We start from the raw sequence: 16,616 nt of genomic DNA on the forward strand, positions 1-16,616 counted from the left end.
CCTCATAAAAAGGACGTGTCATTAAATGAATTTATTAGTAGTTGGTAGCGGCGGTCGAGAACATGCTATTAGTAAAAAATTACTAGAATCAAACAATGTCGAAAAAGTATATTGCGCTCCCGGAAATGACGGAATGCGTTTAGATGATATTCAATTAGTTGCTATTTCCGAAACAGATAAAGTTGGTTTGATTGATTTTGCCAAGAAAGCAGACGTTTCCTTTGTCATCGTTGGACCTGAAGTACCTCTTTTAGAAGGGGTGGTAGATGCATTTGAAGAAGTGGGAATCAAAGCTTTCGGACCAAAAGCAAATGCAGCTTTAATTGAAGGTAGTAAAGACTTCGCCAAGCAATTTATGGAGAAATATGCCATTCCCACTGCTGCCTCAAGAACTTTCACTGATTATGCGGAGGCTAAAGCATATTTGGATGAACGCGGTGTACCAATCGTTATTAAAGCAGACGGATTAGCCGCTGGAAAAGGTGTCACAGTAGCTTTAGAGATGGAAGAAGCTGTCCTTGCGTTAAAAGATATGATGTTAGAAGAAAAATTCGGTGACGCATCTCTCAAAGTCGTTATTGAGGACTTCTTAGCTGGCGAAGAGTTTTCCTTGATGGCTTTTGTAAACGGGGAAGAAGTGTATCCAATGGCGATTGCACAAGATCATAAACGTGCTTATGAAGGCGATAAAGGACCTAATACTGGTGGAATGGGCGCTTATTCACCAGTACCACATATTTCAGAAGATGTAGTGAATGAAGCTATTGAAAAAATCCTTCGCCCCGCTGCAAAAGGAATGGTGCAAGAAGATCGCTACTTCCGCGGAATTCTTTATGCAGGTCTTATTTTAACGACAGATGGGCCAAAAGTAATTGAATTTAACGCGCGATTTGGTGATCCGGAAACACAAGTCGTATTGCCTCGTTTAGAAAGTGATTTTGCAGCACTTATAGCAGCTTTACTCAACAACGAAAAACCAGAAGTTCGCTTTAAAAAAGAAGGAATTACGCTCGGTGTCGTTTTAGCAAGTGCAGGTTACCCAGAACATTATGAAAAAGGAAATAAACTCACTGGCTTAAATGATATTAGAGAGGATGTCGCCATTTATCATGCGGGAACAAAACAAAACGAAAACGGGGAATTTGTCTCAAATGGCGGTCGCGTTTTATTACTAGCAAAAGAAGCTGAAACCATGAGTGATGCACGGACTTTACTGTATCCAGAAATGCAAAAATTAGATAATCCAAATTTCTTTTATCGAATGGATATTGGAACAAAGGCAGAATAATAAAAAGTACTATCTTTAAGCAAATTGCTTGGATAGTACTTTTTTTGTTTATTTCGTAAAGAGAAACGTTTGTGTTTTACGCGTTGGTACGTTAAAATATGAAAGTAGGATATATGAGATTATTTGGAGGTAAAGATATGCAAATAGAGAAGTTGCGTGGACAAGGATTGGATGAATTCTTCCAAGGGATTTTAACGCTCGAGAATTTAGAAGAATGTTATGCTTTTTTTGATGATGTTTGTACTGTGAACGAAATACAATCCATGGCTCAACGTTTCCAAGTAGCAAAAATGCTTCATGATGGAAAAACGTATAATGTGATTGAATCTGAGACAGGTGCAAGTACAGCAACAATTTCACGTGTAAAACGTTCACTTCATTATGGCAATGATATGTACGATGTCGTATTTTCAAGAATGACAAAGCCAGAATAAGATTGGTAGGGATTAATATTGAAAAAGTTTAATAGTAAAACCTATCAGATTGTAATCATCTCTATTCTTGCTCTTGCAGTTATTTATTTTGTGATTAATATGATTTCCACTGGAACTGGGCTTGATTTTTCTTTACTGTGGCACTGGGTCTTTATTATTTGTTTTATTTTCACGACGCTTGCTAATGTTAGAGAAAAACGAGCAATTGGAACGGCGATTGGCCTAAGTGGAATCCTGATTTGTGTGACAAGTATCGTACTGATGGCAATATAATAAAAGCAATCTCGCTAAGAAATTAGCGGATTGCTTTTTTTGTTAAAACAGAAAATCAATTAAACCGGTCGCTGAGAGAAAGACAAAAATAATCGCAATTGGTGCAATATATTTAATGAGAAAGAGCCAAATAATAAAAACCTTTTTGCCAAAATGGCTGCTTGATGTAAATTCTTTTAAAAGTAATTCACGAGGTAATCGGTAACCAACAAAAATAGCGATAAATAAAGCACCAACTGGCAAGATAATATTCGACACAAGATAATCGGCAGCATCAAAAATACTTAGTCCAAAAATCTGAACATCGCTCCAAACACCAAAACTAAGCGCACTTGGAATTGCCATTAACACAATCACAAGCCCCATCCAGAGACTCGCCTTTTTACGATTAACGCCAGCATTCATCAGCGGAGCAACAGTTGCTTCAAGCATCGAGAAACTAGACGTTAATGCGGCGAATAAGAATAAAATTAAGAAAATAATAAAGAACAACATCCCAAACGGCATTTGATTAAATATCGAGGGCAAAATAACAAACAATAACCCCGGACCTGCATCTGGCGTAATGTTAAACGAAAATGCCGCTGGAAAAATAGCTAACCCAGCAAGTAACGAAACAAACACATTCATAAGCGAAACCGAAATCGCCGACTGAGGTAAACTAGTCGAACGGTTCAAATAAGAACTATACGTAACCATCACCGAAATCCCCACACTGAGTGAAAAGAACGCCTGACCGAGTGTAATAAGGACTGTTTGAGCAGTAAAATGACTAAAATCTGGTCGTAAGAAAAATGCGACACCTTCCATTGCGCCTGGTAATGTCAAGGACCTGATAATTAACACTATAAATAAAATAAAAAGCGCGGGCATCATAAACTTGCTCATTTTTTCAATTCCGCTAACAACTCCGCGGCTAATAACGATCACATTGAGTAAAATAAAGAAAATTGTCGCACCAACCGAAATCCATGGGTTGGCTGTCGTCACTTGAAAATCATGGAGTAAAGTCGCTTGGTTTTCACCGGCAATTCCACCAGCGAGCGTTTTAATTAAATAAGTAATAATCCAACCGCCAACGACACTATAAAATGAAAATAAAATACTTGCGCCAACTACGCCTAATTTTCCAATTAAGTTCCATTTCGTTCCAGGTGCGAGCGTTTTATAAGCTTGAACCGCATCCCCACCAGAACCTCGTCCAATAACAAACTCAGCAATCAAAAGTGGCATGACTACAAGTAAGGTTAAAACTAAAAACAATAAGAAAAATGCGCCACCTCCTGCAGTTGCGGCCACATAAGGCAGTTTCCAAATCGCACCAATTCCTATTGCGGACCCAGCGGATGCTAAAATAAATCCGACTTTTGAGCCCCATTCTTCTCTGTTTTCTTGCATAATATCCCCATTTCCTTTTTTCTATGTCAATACTCTAGAAGTCATAATAAAATCAAATTTTCCTCATCATACCATAAAATAAAAGCTATCCCAACAAGAAGTCGTAAAAAAAGCTTAAAAAAAGTTAAAATTTCCTATTGTAAGGGTGCGATGAAATGTAACTAATGCTATAATAAGATATCCCATTATAGAGAATTGGAGGAGCATATGAAGCATTTATTCAAGTTAGACCCAGCAAAGAATTTACCTCGTAATAGTGTCACAAAGCTCATTCATTCTGGAACCGATGGATTTATCATTGGTGGGACAGATAATTTAGAAATAGAAGCAGTCGAAAATCTGTATGAATTATTAGCTGAAACAGATTTGCCGATTTTCCTTGAAGTAAGCGATGAATCCATGATTTTACCGGAAGCAGAACATTTTTTAATTCCTGTTGTATTAAATACGGAAAATAGTAAATGGACGCACGGTTTACACAAAGAGTTAATCAAGGAACTAGGGGATTTTATTCCTTGGAAGCGAATCACATCAGAAGGTTATGTTATTTTAAATAAAGACGCAAAAGTTGCCCAGTTAACAGAAGCGAAAACAGACTTAACGGATGAAGATATTATTGCTTATGCGCGATTAGCAGAGAATATATTTCGTCTGCCAATTTTTTATGTCGAATATAGCGGGATGTACGGCGATCCAGAAGCAGTAAGAAAAGTAAGTGAAGTTTTAAGCGACACTGAGTTTTGGTATGGTGGCGGAATCCGTTCCAAAGAACAAGCTGCTGAAATGGCGAAGTACGCGGATACGATTATTGTGGGCAATATTATTTATGAGGATTTAGAAAAAGCACTAGAAACCGCAACTATTTTTAGGAAGAAAACGGTTTGATTATAAAGTGTAGTATGATAAAATAAGAACAAATGTTTGTATGGTGGTGTATAGGAGAATGCAATTGAATGCAAAAGAATTAGTTGACGGATTAAACCCAGAACAACGAAAAGCAGTAGAAAGTACAGAAGGACCTTTATTAATTATGGCTGGTGCAGGGAGTGGTAAAACACGTGTTTTAACCCATCGCATCGCTTATTTAGTAAGAGAACGTGGCGTGAATCCTTATAATATTTTAGCGATTACGTTTACCAATAAAGCAGCGCGTGAAATGAAATCACGGATTGGTAATTTAATGGGCGGAGAAGCGGAATCAATTTGGATTTCCACTTTTCACTCCATGTGCGTAAGAATTTTACGTCGTGATATAGACCGGATTGGCTACGAACGCAATTTTACTATTTTGGATGGCAGTGACCAATTATCGGTTATTAAAGGCATTTTAAAAGAAAAAAATGTCGACCCTAAGAAGTTTGAGCCACGAGGTATTTTGGCTTCTATTAGCAATGCAAAAAACGAACTTATAACTGCAAGCGAATATATAAAAGAAGCAAGTGGTTTCTACGATAAAATGGTCGGCGAAGTCTATGAAAAATATGAAAAGAAACTGAAGAAAAATCAAGCGCTCGATTTTGATGATTTAATTATGGTGACGATTCAATTATTTGAACGTGTTCCAGATGTTTTAGAATATTATCAGCGCAAGTTTCAATACATTCACGTGGATGAGTACCAAGATACCAACCACGCGCAGTACTTACTTGTAAAACTACTTGCCTCTAGATTTAAGAATTTATGTGTCGTTGGTGACTCTGACCAATCAATCTACGGCTGGCGCGGGGCAGATATTAGTAATATTATGTCTTTCGAAAAAGATTACCCGAGCGCCAAAACCATTTTGCTAGAAGAGAATTACCGTTCGACCAAACGTATTTTAGAAGCGGCGAACCGTGTAATCGAAAATAACGGCAATCGTAAACCAAAAAATCTTTGGACTAGTAATGCGGAAGGGAAGAAGATTTTTTACCACAAGGCGCTAACTGAGAAAGAAGAAGCGGCTTACGTCGTTATGAAAATTCAAGAAGAAGTAAATAATTCGAGTCGTCCTCTTTCTGATTTTGCGATTCTTTATAGAACCAATGCCCAGTCCCGTGTAATGGAAGAATATTTCATGAAGTCAAATATGGCTTACACAATGGTCGGCGGTACGAAATTCTATGATAGAAAAGAAATTAAAGACATTTTGGCTTATTTACGACTTATTAGTAATAATGAAGATGATATTAGTCTGACACGTATCATCAACGTACCAAAACGCGGAGTTGGACCAGGCACATTAGAAAAACTAAACAATGTTGCCGCAGCTTACGATTTAAGTTTGTTTGAAGTACTTAATCGCATTGAATTAGCCGGGATTTCTGCTAAAATAAGCAAAGATTTAGTTGCTTTCCATGATTTGGTTCGCGGATTCACCCAAATGCAAGATTTCCTATCTGTAACTGAACTTGTAGAAGAAATTCTCGAAAAAACAGGTTACCGAGCAATGCTGAAAAACGAACGAACTATTGAAGCTCAAACTCGCTTAGAAAATATCGATGAGTTTTTATCTGTTACACAAAACTTTGAAAAAGAAAATGACGATAAAACATTACTCGCATTTTTAACGGATTTAGCACTGGTTGCTGACGTCGATAAGTTAGAAGAAGATAATGAAGAACAAAACGGTGCGGTGACGCTGATGACGCTTCACTCTGCCAAAGGGCTAGAATTCCCAGTTGTCTTTTTAGTTGGGATGGAAGAAGGAATTTTCCCACATTCTAGAGCCATTTATGAAGAAGAAGAAATGGAAGAAGAACGCCGCCTTGCTTACGTTGGTATCACTCGTGCAGAAGAAGAACTTTTCCTAACGAGCGCGTATTCCCGGATGCTTTATGGTCGTCCATCATCCAACCAAGAATCTCGCTTTATTGGGGAAATTCCTCGTGACTTACTAGAATTAGGCAACGAAAATAAATTAACAGCTGATAAACCGTATGCCAAACCGCGCATGCCGCAAAAAGCAACTACTGCCTATAAATCTTCTGGAGCGGAAACACTCGGTTGGACAGTCGGCGATAAAGCTAGTCATAAGAAATGGGGCGTAGGAACAGTCGTAAGTGTCAAAGGAGAAGGTAGCGGAATGGAACTTGATATTGCATTCCCAAGCCCAACTGGAGTCAAACGATTGCTCGCAGAATTTGCGCCAATTGAAAAAGTATAAATTTGGAAAAAGCAGGTGAAGAAATGGCTGATAAAAAACGGTATGAAGAACTAATAAACATACTTGATCAATACAGCTATGATTATTATGTAATTGATAATCCAACAGTAGAAGATGCCGAATACGATCAAAAGATGCAAGAACTACTTAAAATAGAAGAAGCGCATCCAGAATGGGTTACACCTGAATCACCGTCGAAACGAGTAGGCGGAGAAGTTTTAGAAGGTTTTAAAAAAGTAGAACATGACACACCAATGTTAAGCTTGGCCAATGCGTTTAATCGCGATGATTTGGCTGATTTTGACCGCCGTATCCGCGATAAAGTCGGTGATGACATTAGTTATATGTGCGAACTGAAAATTGACGGACTAGCCGTATCACTTCAATACGAAAATGGTAAGTATAAACAAGGTGCTACGCGAGGTGATGGAACAGTTGGTGAAGACATCACTGCTAATTTACGCACGATTCGTTCTATCCCAATGAAACTGAAAAAAGCTTATTCCATTGAAGTCCGCGGTGAAGCTTTTATGCCAAAACGTTCCTTCCAAAAATTAAATGAAATACGCGAAGAAGAAGGCCAGATGTTATTTGCAAATCCGCGAAATGCAGCGGCTGGCTCACTTCGTCAATTAGATACAAAAATTGCTGCATCTAGAAACCTTGATATTTTCCTTTATGCAGTAGCTGATTTTGGTGAAATGGGTGTTGAAACACATAGCGCGGGCTTAGATATGCTTGAAACACTAGGCCTTAAAGTCAATAAAGAGCGTAGACTTTGCAGTAATTTAGAGGAAGTATATGCTTACATTGACGAGTGGACGGAAAAACGAGCTGGTTTAGCTTACGATATTGATGGTATCGTTTTAAAATTAAACAATTTAGAACAACAACGCCAAATGGGGACAACAGTTAAATCACCACGATGGTCAATTGCTTATAAATTTCCTGCAGAAGAAGTACCAACTAAACTGCTGGATATTGAATTAAACGTTGGCAGAACTGGCGTAATAACTCCCACAGCGGTGTTAGAACCAGTAAGAGTTGCAGGAACTACAGTTAGCCGTGCGTCACTTCATAACGAAGACTTAATTACAGAAAAAGATATTCGCATTGGCGATACCGTTTTAATTAAAAAAGCAGGCGATATTATTCCTGAAGTGATTAAGAGCATTACCGAAGAACGTAACGGTAGTGAAAAACCTTTCCATATGCCAAAAAACTGTCCAACCTGTGATAGTGAACTTGTCCGCTTAGAAGAAGAAGTAGCACTAAGATGTATTAATCCTAAGTGTCCAGCTCAAATTAAAGAGGGGCTTATCCATTTTGTTTCAAGAAATGCGATGAATATCGATGGCCTTGGAGAAAAAGTTATTATTCAGCTATTTTCAATGCATTTAATTAAAGATGTTGCAGATTTGTTTTTCCTTTCGAAAGAGAAACTGTTAGAATTAGAAAGAATGGGTGAGAAATCAGTAACCAATTTACTGGCATCCATCGAAGCAAGTAAACAAAATTCGCTTGAAAAATTACTTTTTGGCTTGGGAATCCGCCATGTTGGTGCTAAAGCAGCCAAATCGCTTGCAGTTCATTTTGAAACAATGGATAATTTGAAAATAGCTGACAAAGAAACACTTACAAGTATTAATGACATTGGGGAAAAAATGGCAGATAGCATTGTGACTTATTTTGCGAATGAAGAAGTACATGATTTACTGGAAGAACTAAAAAGGGCTGGCGTCAATATGACCTATACAGGGCCAAAACTAGAAAACATGTCCGAAGAGGAGCTTGTTTTTGCAGGGAAAACAGTTGTTTTAACTGGAAAACTGGAAAAATTAACACGAAACGATGCAAAAGCATTAATCGAATCACTCGGTGGAAATGTTTCTGGAAGCGTCAGTAAGAAAACGGATGTTGTTGTAGCTGGCAGTGATGCTGGTTCTAAACTAGCCAAAGCTGAAGAACTAGCAATTCCTATTTGGTCCGAAGAAGACTTAATAGAGTACTTACCAGACGAAGGTGGATTAAACGAATGAAAAAACTCATAATTGCAGCGCTCGGTTTAACGCTTATTCTCTCTGGCTGTGCCCCAAAACTCGACTCAAACGATAAAGTGGTACAAAAAGATGATAAAAAAGCAGAAACGGGCATCATGACAAAAAATCAAATTTCATCCAATTATTACAAAACGGTATTACCGTACAAAGCAAGTAAATCTCGTGGACTTGTAGTATCGAATATTTACTCAAGATATGATATTAACGAGTTAGAATCTGGTTTAATGCGAGTTTCCCAAAATAAATATTCGCCAGACAATTATCTTTTCCAAGAGGGGCAGTATTTGGACAAGGAAACACTAGAAAAATGGTTAGACCGGAAAAGTGAAAAAAATCCTAATGGTTTAAATCCAGAAAGTAATGGCGACGGAAAAGATCGTAAGCCAATTTATTTAGCTCACATTTTAGAACAAGATTATTTAAAACAAACAGATAAAGATACTGTAGCGCTTGGTGGGATTTCAATCGCGCTGGCAATGAATTCAGTTGATTACTATCAAAAAGAACAATACGGCGACACTTTTGAACAAGAAATCAGTGACAGCGATTTACTAGCACAAGGTAAAGAAATGTCTGGTACTGTATTGAACCGAATTCGCCAAACAAAAGGGTTAGAAAATGTTCCAGTTACGATTGCTATTTATAAACAAGGGCCACGTGATGCTGTAGCTCCAGGTAATTTTCTTACTTATGCAACAGCAAACGGTGACAGCTTATCCAGTTGGAAAGACGTAGAAGAAAAAAATTACGTTTTACCTTCCACTGAATCTGCAAAAGATCACAAAACTGACAATGATAATTTCCTTAACTTCAAAAAAGCTATTGAAGATTACTACCCGAACTTTACAGGTGTAGTTGGTCGCGCTAGATATGAAGACGGGCAATTAGCAGAACTTAGTATTGATATTCCATTGCAATTTTATGGGCAAGCGGAAATTATTGGCTTTACGCAATATGTAACAGATTTAGTAGGACAACATATTCCTAAAACAGCTGATTTACAAGTCAATATTTCTACATCAGACGGTCCAGCTGCATTAATTACTAGAAAAGCAAATGAAGACGCAGCTACTGCTCACATTTATGATTAATAAAAAACAATGCGAATTGTTCTTTCCTGTTGTATAATTATGCAGGAGAGGACAGTTCTTCCCATTTAGCAAGGCGGGAAGCACTACCGCATAGAAAGTACCACTAAAAAGGAGGATGGCATTTTGTCAAATATATCCAAAGAAACAGTAGAAAAAGTAGCAAATCTTGCCAAACTAGAAGTATCAGAAACAGAAGCAACTGCTTTTGCTGGTCAGCTTGGTAAAATTATTGAGCTAGTGGAGCAATTAAATACACTAGATACAAACAATGTAGAGCCAACAAGCCATGCAATCGATGTATCGAATGTGTTACGTGAAGACGTAGCAACGAAAGGCCTTGATCGTAAAGAAGTACTGAAAAATGCGCCGGATCAACAAGACGGCATGTTCAAAGTACCAACAATAATGGAACAATAAACACGCTAAGGAGGGAAAATATTTTGGGCTTATTTGATTTTTCAGTAAAAGAATTACATGATAAATTAGTAAAAAAAGAAATCACACCTTTTGATTTAGTAACAGAATCATTTAACCGTATTGAAGCAGTAGAGGATAAAGTCGGTTCATTTATTACTTTAAACAAAGAAACAGCTCTTGGTGTAGCAGAAGAGCTTGGTGATGCAGGTATTGATCCGAACAATATGCTGGCTGGTCTTCCTATCGGTATTAAAGATAATATCGTAACTAAAAACTTACGTACAACAGCAGCAAGCAAAATTTTAGAAAACTTCGATCCAATTTATGATGCGACGGTAGTTTCTAAATTAAAAAACGCGCAAACGATTAATATCGGAAAATTAAATATGGATGAATTCGCGATGGGTTCTTCTACAGAAACATCTTACTTCCATAAAACACATAACCCATGGGATTTATCAAGAGTTCCTGGTGGATCTTCAGGTGGTAGCGCATCCGCAGTTGCAGCAGGCGAAGTATTATTCTCGCTTGGTAGTGACACTGGTGGATCGATTCGCCAACCAGCAGCTTTTTGTGGGGTAGTCGGAATGAAACCTACATATGGCCGTGTATCTCGTTTTGGTTTAATTGCCTTTGCGTCTTCTTTAGACCAAATCGGCCCAATTACAAAAAATGTAGAAGATAATGCTTATTTATTAGAAGCGATTTCTGGTTTAGATGCAAATGATTCTACATCGATTAACCAACCAGTAGAACGTTTCTCAGATAGCTTAACAGGTGATATTAAAGGCTTACGCATCGGTGTTCCAAAAGAATACCTTGGTGAAGGCGTGGATCCTGGTGTCAAACAAGCTGTGTTAGATGCACTTAAAACACTCGAAAAACTTGGCGCTACTTGGGATGAAGTTTCTTTACCTCATTCTGAATACGGTGTAGCAAGTTATTACATTTTAGCATCCAGTGAAGCTTCTTCTAACCTTTCTCGTTTTGACGGCGTTCGTTACGGATACCGTTCTCCAAACGCGACTACTTTAGAAGAACTTTATACAAAAACACGTTCTGAAGGCTTTGGTGATGAAGTAAAACGTCGTATTATGCTTGGAACATACGCATTAAGTTCTGGTTATTACGATGCTTACTACAAAAAAGCACAACAAGCACGTACGTTAATTAAACAAGATTTTGTTGACGTGTTTAAAAACTATGATGTTATTATCGGACCTAGTTCCCCGACAACAGCATTTAAAATTGATGGAATGATTAATGATCCAATTACAATGTATTCCAATGATATTTTGACTGTTCCAATTAACTTAGCAGGCGTACCAGCTATTTCTGTTCCTTGTGGATTTTCAGAAGGATTACCGGTAGGATTACAAATTATCGGTAACTACTTTGAAGAATCATTATTATACAAAGTAGCGCACGCATTTGAACAAGAAACAACATTCCATAAAGAAAAACCAAACTTATAGGAGGCGTAGCAATGAATTTTGAAACAGTTATTGGACTTGAGGTTCACGTAGAGTTAAAAACCAATTCAAAAATATTTTCTTCTGCGCCAGCTCATTTTGGAGCAGAACCAAATACAAATACAACCGTGGTAGACTTAGGAATGCCAGGTGTTTTACCAGTTTTAAATAAACGTGCTGTCGAATATGGTATGAAAGCTGCAATGGCGATTAACTGCGAAATTGCTGAACATACAAAATTTGACCGTAAAAACTATTTTTATCCTGATAACCCGAAAGCATACCAAATTTCTCAATTCGATAAACCAATTGGCGAACATGGCTGGATTGAAATCGAAGTTGGGGGTAAAAAGAAAAAAATCGGCATCACTCGTCTTCATTTGGAAGAAGATGCAGGGAAAAATACGCATACATCGCACGGTTATTCTTTAGTGGATATTAACCGTCAAGGAACACCACTCATCGAAATCGTTTCAGAACCAGATATTCGTTCTGCAGAAGAAGCTTATGCGTACTTAGAAAAATTAAAATCTATCATTCAATACACTGGCGTATCCGATGTGAAAATGGAAGAAGGTTCGATGCGCTGTGACGCCAACATTTCTATCCGTCCAATCGGGCAAGAAGAATTTGGCGTAAAAACAGAACTTAAAAACCTAAACTCCTTTAACAACGTACGTAAAGGTATCGAATATGAAGAAAAACGCCAAGCAGAAGTGCTTAAGTCCGGCGGCATTATCGAACAAGAAACTCGTCGTTTTGAAGAAGCAACGGGTAAAACTTCCTTGATGCGTATCAAAGAAGGTTCGGATGATTATCGTTATTTCCCAGAGCCAGACTTAGTAGATCTATTTATTGATGATGCTTGGAAAGAACGTATTCGCGCTGAAATTCCAGAACTTCCAGATAAACGTCAAATCCGTTATATCAATGATCTTGGTTTACCAGCATACGATGCGATGGTTCTTACGCTTACAAAAGAAATGTCTGATTTCTTTGAAGCAACTCTTGCAGCTGGAGCAGACGCTAAACAAGCATCTAACTGGCTGATGGGTGAAGTTTCTGCTTACTTAAATGCAGAACAAAAAGAACTTCACGACACAGGATTAACACCGGAAAATCTAGCAGGAATGATTAAATTAATCGAAGCTGGAACTATTTCCTCTAAAATCGCCAAAAAAGTTTTCCGTGAATTAGCACAAAACGGTGGCGATGCAGAGCAAGTTGTAAAAGATAAAGGACTTGTTCAAATTTCCGATGAAGGAGCTTTACGTACTATCATTGGAGAAATTTTAGATAACAACGAACAATCTATTATCGATTACAAAAATGGGAAAGATCGTGCAGTTGGTTTCCTTGTAGGCCAAGTTATGAAAGCAACAAAAGGCCAAGCAAACCCACCAATGGTTAATAAAATTTTACTAGAAGAAATGAACAAACGTTAATTTTTAGGCAGTGAGGCATTTCGCTTCACTGCTTTATTTATTAGGAATTTATAGCGAAATTTGCTATAATGTTACTATCATGTGTCAAAACGCGCTTTTCTTTTGAACAACGCTGTTTGAGTGAAGGAGAGGACGAACATAATGCAAAAACACGCTCGAGTTATTTATAATCCCACATCTGGAAGAGAGATTATCAAGAAAAATCTCGCAGATGTCCTTTCGATATTAGAGCAAGCAGGTTATGTAACATCTGCACATGCCACAACTGCAGAGCCAGGTGACGCCAAGCACGCAGCAGAAGAAGCTGTAAGAGATCGATATGATTTAGTCGTTGCAGCAGGCGGAGATGGTACCATTAATGAAGTTATTAATGGGATTGCAGAACAACCTTATCGACCAAAAGTAGGGATTATTCCAACCGGGACAACCAATGATTTTGCAAGAGCCTTACATGTTCCTAGAGACGTGATAAAAGCAACGAAGATTATAGCAGCTGGTCAAAGTGTAGCAATGGATATAGGTAAAGCAAATGATACTTATTTTATTAATATTGGTGGTGGGGGTAGGCTAACAGAGCTCACGTATGATGTCCCAAGCAGATTAAAAACAATGCTTGGACAATTAGCTTATTACTTAAAAGGAATTGAAATGCTCCCTTCCTTAAAAGCTACCAAAGTAAAAGTAGAATATGATCAAGGTGTCTTTGAAGGGGAAGTAATGTTTTTTCTTTTAGGTTTAACCAATTCTATTGGAGGCTTTGAAAAAATTGCTCCTGATGCCAAGTTAGATGATGGTAAGTTTTCGCTCATCATCGTCAAAAAAGTGAATTTAGCAGAATTTATTCGCTTAGTTACTTTGGCGCTTAGAGGAGATCATATTAAAGAACCAAACGTTATTTATGTAAAATCAGAAAAAGTAAGCGTACACTCTGAAGACAAGATGCTTATTAACCTTGACGGAGAACTTGGTGGCGAAACCCCGATGGAATTCCGCAATTTAAAACAGCATATTGAATTTTTTGCGAGTGTAGATGATATTCCAGCAACCGATTTATTTATAAAAGAAAATAGCTAAAAACTGCCCAGCTTGGTAGTTTTTTTCTTTAGCCTAAATGTCCTAACTGCAACATAGTAAAAAGGATGTAATTATTGTTAGATATTTGTCTTATTTGCGCAAAACAAGTATAATAGGTATCTTGACAAGAAATGAGGTGAATGCGATATGACGAGTGGATATGTATTAAAAAAATTCATTATGGTAATTGTTATCCTTATCATTGCTATCGCAGCGGCTATATTTTTCTTTTGGCAGGTTGATGCCGAAGAACAAGCGCCGACAGTCAGTAAATCAGAATTAATTGAAAGTAATAAAGTGTGGATAAACGACCAAATGCAAATTCCCTTAGAGGATAATGTATTTCTACCTATCCCATCTCCAAGTACTGAAGCAACAATCGCTAAAAACGGCGATTTAATCATAGCAACAACTAATCCAGAAATTTTAAATAAATTAGCAGCTTCTAATAGTCGTTATGACGGAATGAAGGCATATCGTCTTCGCATTGAAGCGAAAAAAGTTTCGGAATATATTACTAATACAAAATATCGTTATCCAACAACGACCGTCCAAAAAAAGCTTGCTAATTACGAAATTAAAAGCGGCGAACGAACAATCGAAACAGGTCAAAAAGCTATAAAAGCAGAATCAACTAAAAAAAGCGATATTAAATTAACACTTGAAACGACTTATTCAAGTAAGGATGCAGAAGTTGCTGCGGCTATTTTTAGCAATAAAATTCCCGATGAAATAACTATAAATGACAATACAAAAAATTTAAGTACTCAAAAAAACGTAACGATTTATCCAAAATCATTTGTTTATGATTTTACTTTACAAAAAAATACGATGCTTATATTTAAAGACCAAAAAGAAGCAACTATCACAGAACCAATCGGCATCGAATACATTATTAAGTAAAGCAAAGAGAGGGGCAAGGGACTTTGGAAGCATCCCTTTTAAAAAAGAACCAATCCGTAGAACTAACTATTGAAGATTTAACACATGACGGCAGTGGTGTAGGTAAGATTGATGGCTATCCGCTTTTCATTCCAAATGCATTACCAGGAGAAAAGATAACTGCAAAAATTACTAAATTAAATAAAAATTACGGTTTTGCGCGGATGGAAAATATTGAAGTTGTTAGTGCTGAACGTGTTGAACCACCTTGTGCCGTTTATTCAAAATGTGGTGGCTGTAGCTTACAACATTTGAGCTACGATGGACAACTAGCTTTTAAACGAAACCAAGTAGAAGAAACAATGAAACGCATTGGTAAGTTAAATTTAGAAGTACCAGACACGCTTGGTATGGAAAACCCGTGGCGCTATCGTAATAAATCACAAGTACCAGTTGGCTTTGTGAACGGAAAATTAACAGCCGGTTTTTATCAAAAAAGAAGCCATGATATTATTGATATGTCGACATGTCTAATTCACAATGAAAAAGGGGATGTTGCCGTTCAAAAAACAAGAGAAATCTTGGCAAAATATGGGACAGAACCTTACGATGAAAAAACAGGTAAAGGTGATATTCGCCATATTATGACTAGGTTTGCGCACACTACAGGTCAATTAATGATTGTCCTTGTAACAACGAAAGAGCGCCTTCCTTTTAAAGCGGAAATTATTCAAGACTTAACGAATCAATTAGAAGTAACGTCTATCGTTCAAAATATTAACCCACAAAAAACAAATGTGATTTTCGGTGATCGTACGAAAACACTTTGGGGAAATGATATTATTGAAGATACGATTCATGGTATTAGATTTGCTATTTCGGCACGTTCTTTTTATCAAGTAAATCCTTTGCAAACAGAGGTTTTATATCAACAAGCTATTGATTCCGCCGAGTTAACGGGAGAAGAAACAGTAATTGATGCATATTGCGGGATTGGCTCGATCTCACTTTGTCTTGCGAAAAAAGCTAAACATGTTTACGGTGTTGAAATTGTTGACCAAGCTATTCAAGATGCCCGTGCAAACGCTGAATTAAACAACCTAACGAATACAACCTTTGAAACAGGTAAAGCTGAAGAAGTTATTCCACAGTGGTATAAGAACGGGATTGTAGCGGATGTTTTAGTAGTAGACCCACCGAGAAAAGGTTGTGATGAAACACTACTTGAAACAATTCTTGCAATGAAACCAAAGAAAGTAGTATATGTTTCTTGTAATCCAGGGACGCTTGCTCGAGATATGAAGATATTAACAGAAGGCGGTTATGAAGCGAAGAAAGTGCAACCAGTAGATATGTTTCCGATGACGACACATATTGAAGCTGTGACCGTTTTAACCTTAAAATAAACATACAAAAACCGCCAAAATGGGATAAATGGCGGTTTTTGCTTTTCGAGTGTGTGTGGTTGACTAAGTCAAATTAACAGACGTGATTTACGAAAATCAAGTCCAATTATTATTTAACCACGAAATAAAAATATGGTCAAAGGTGTTATTTTTAACTTTCCAAATATTAGAATCGATAAATTTTACTGTTTTAGCACTAAAAAGTTAAATAAAACACGAATTAAGGGCTGA

Annotated in this window: 14 protein-coding genes; 13 read left to right on the top strand and 1 reads right to left on the bottom strand. The window is 37.4% G+C overall.

What is annotated here, in order from left to right; all coding sequences use genetic code 11:
• The first annotated feature begins 25 nt into the window (after nt 1-25).
• The 3 genes from purD to AC4PG0_RS13780 all read left to right on the top strand — a co-directional run bounded on the left by purD (nt 26) and on the right by AC4PG0_RS13780 (nt 1,995).
• Complete coding sequence (purD, locus tag AC4PG0_RS13770; RefSeq protein ID WP_492167849.1) at nt 26-1,288, top strand: phosphoribosylamine--glycine ligase; 1,263 nt, start codon at nt 26-28, stop codon at nt 1,286-1,288.
• A gap of 137 nt (nt 1,289-1,425) precedes the next feature.
• Nucleotides 1,426-1,722 (top strand): YerC/YecD family TrpR-related protein, encoded by a 297-nt coding sequence (locus AC4PG0_RS13775; protein WP_003720075.1) that lies wholly within the window; start codon nt 1,426-1,428, stop codon nt 1,720-1,722.
• A gap of 18 nt (nt 1,723-1,740) precedes the next feature.
• Nucleotides 1,741-1,995: a hypothetical protein gene (locus tag AC4PG0_RS13780; protein ID WP_003722240.1), complete on the top strand. Its 255-nt coding sequence runs from the start codon at nt 1,741-1,743 to the stop codon at nt 1,993-1,995.
• Between the two features lie 42 nt (nt 1,996-2,037).
• Here the strand turns inward: AC4PG0_RS13780 and AC4PG0_RS13785 are convergent, their stop codons facing one another.
• Entirely contained in the window at nt 2,038-3,393 is a 1,356-nt protein-coding gene (locus AC4PG0_RS13785; RefSeq protein WP_185485102.1) for a sodium-dependent transporter, read from the bottom strand.
• A gap of 207 nt (nt 3,394-3,600) precedes the next feature.
• Between AC4PG0_RS13785 and pcrB the strand changes: the two genes are divergently transcribed.
• The 10 genes from pcrB (at nt 3,601) to rlmD (ending at nt 16,385) form a co-directional block, all read left to right on the top strand.
• On the top strand, nt 3,601-4,278 hold the full coding sequence (gene pcrB, locus AC4PG0_RS13790; protein WP_003762841.1) for a heptaprenylglyceryl phosphate synthase: 678 nt from the start codon (nt 3,601-3,603) through the stop codon (nt 4,276-4,278).
• Nucleotides 4,279-4,342: 64 nt separating this feature from the next.
• Entirely contained in the window at nt 4,343-6,538 is a 2,196-nt protein-coding gene (gene pcrA, locus AC4PG0_RS13795) for a DNA helicase PcrA (RefSeq protein WP_010990997.1), read from the top strand.
• Between the two features lie 23 nt (nt 6,539-6,561).
• A complete protein-coding gene (gene ligA, locus AC4PG0_RS13800; RefSeq protein WP_033533936.1) occupies nt 6,562-8,577 on the top strand; it encodes an NAD-dependent DNA ligase LigA in 2,016 nt (671 codons plus the stop codon).
• A complete protein-coding gene (locus AC4PG0_RS13805) occupies nt 8,574-9,689 on the top strand; it encodes a CamS family sex pheromone protein (RefSeq protein ID WP_003762831.1) in 1,116 nt (371 codons plus the stop codon). The genes ligA and AC4PG0_RS13805 overlap by 4 nt, the downstream gene beginning before the upstream one ends.
• A gap of 123 nt (nt 9,690-9,812) precedes the next feature.
• Complete coding sequence (gatC, locus tag AC4PG0_RS13810) at nt 9,813-10,106, top strand: Asp-tRNA(Asn)/Glu-tRNA(Gln) amidotransferase subunit GatC (RefSeq protein WP_003762830.1); 294 nt, start codon at nt 9,813-9,815, stop codon at nt 10,104-10,106.
• A gap of 23 nt (nt 10,107-10,129) precedes the next feature.
• Complete coding sequence (gene gatA, locus AC4PG0_RS13815) at nt 10,130-11,581, top strand: Asp-tRNA(Asn)/Glu-tRNA(Gln) amidotransferase subunit GatA (RefSeq protein ID WP_010990995.1); 1,452 nt, start codon at nt 10,130-10,132, stop codon at nt 11,579-11,581.
• 11 nt (nt 11,582-11,592) lie between these two features.
• Nucleotides 11,593-13,023, top strand: a complete 1,431-nt coding sequence (gatB, locus tag AC4PG0_RS13820; RefSeq protein WP_003762825.1) for an Asp-tRNA(Asn)/Glu-tRNA(Gln) amidotransferase subunit GatB — start codon at nt 11,593-11,595, stop codon at nt 13,021-13,023.
• 141 nt (nt 13,024-13,164) lie between these two features.
• Nucleotides 13,165-14,097, top strand: a complete 933-nt coding sequence (locus AC4PG0_RS13825; protein ID WP_003762823.1) for a diacylglycerol kinase — start codon at nt 13,165-13,167, stop codon at nt 14,095-14,097.
• 147 nt (nt 14,098-14,244) lie between these two features.
• Nucleotides 14,245-15,000 (top strand): hypothetical protein, encoded by a 756-nt coding sequence (locus AC4PG0_RS13830; protein WP_492167850.1) that lies wholly within the window; start codon nt 14,245-14,247, stop codon nt 14,998-15,000.
• A gap of 23 nt (nt 15,001-15,023) precedes the next feature.
• Nucleotides 15,024-16,385, top strand: coding sequence for a 23S rRNA (uracil(1939)-C(5))-methyltransferase RlmD (rlmD, locus tag AC4PG0_RS13835; RefSeq protein WP_194317795.1), 1,362 nt, complete (start codon nt 15,024-15,026; stop codon nt 16,383-16,385).
• The last annotated feature ends 231 nt before the right edge of the window (nt 16,386-16,616 follow it).

It is taken from the genome of Listeria sp. MAN/IMW/UF464 (assembly GCF_058683955.1).

Excerpts from the sequence above, each read along its gene's own strand:
- purD (WP_492167849.1), top strand. The coding sequence starts at position 26 with ATGAATTTATTAGTAGTTGGTAGCGGCGGTCGAGAACATGCTATTAGT.
- AC4PG0_RS13775 (WP_003720075.1), top strand. The coding sequence starts at position 1,426 with ATGCAAATAGAGAAGTTGCGTGGACAAGGATTGGATGAATTCTTCCAA.
- AC4PG0_RS13785 (WP_185485102.1), bottom strand. The coding sequence starts at position 3,393 with ATGCAAGAAAACAGAGAAGAATGGGGCTCAAAAGTCGGATTTATTTTA.
- pcrB (WP_003762841.1), top strand. The coding sequence starts at position 3,601 with ATGAAGCATTTATTCAAGTTAGACCCAGCAAAGAATTTACCTCGTAAT.
- ligA (WP_033533936.1), top strand. The coding sequence starts at position 6,562 with ATGGCTGATAAAAAACGGTATGAAGAACTAATAAACATACTTGATCAA.
- AC4PG0_RS13805 (WP_003762831.1), top strand. The coding sequence starts at position 8,574 with ATGAAAAAACTCATAATTGCAGCGCTCGGTTTAACGCTTATTCTCTCT.
- gatB (WP_003762825.1), top strand. The coding sequence starts at position 11,593 with ATGAATTTTGAAACAGTTATTGGACTTGAGGTTCACGTAGAGTTAAAA.
- AC4PG0_RS13825 (WP_003762823.1), top strand. The coding sequence starts at position 13,165 with ATGCAAAAACACGCTCGAGTTATTTATAATCCCACATCTGGAAGAGAG.
- AC4PG0_RS13830 (WP_492167850.1), top strand. The coding sequence starts at position 14,245 with ATGACGAGTGGATATGTATTAAAAAAATTCATTATGGTAATTGTTATC.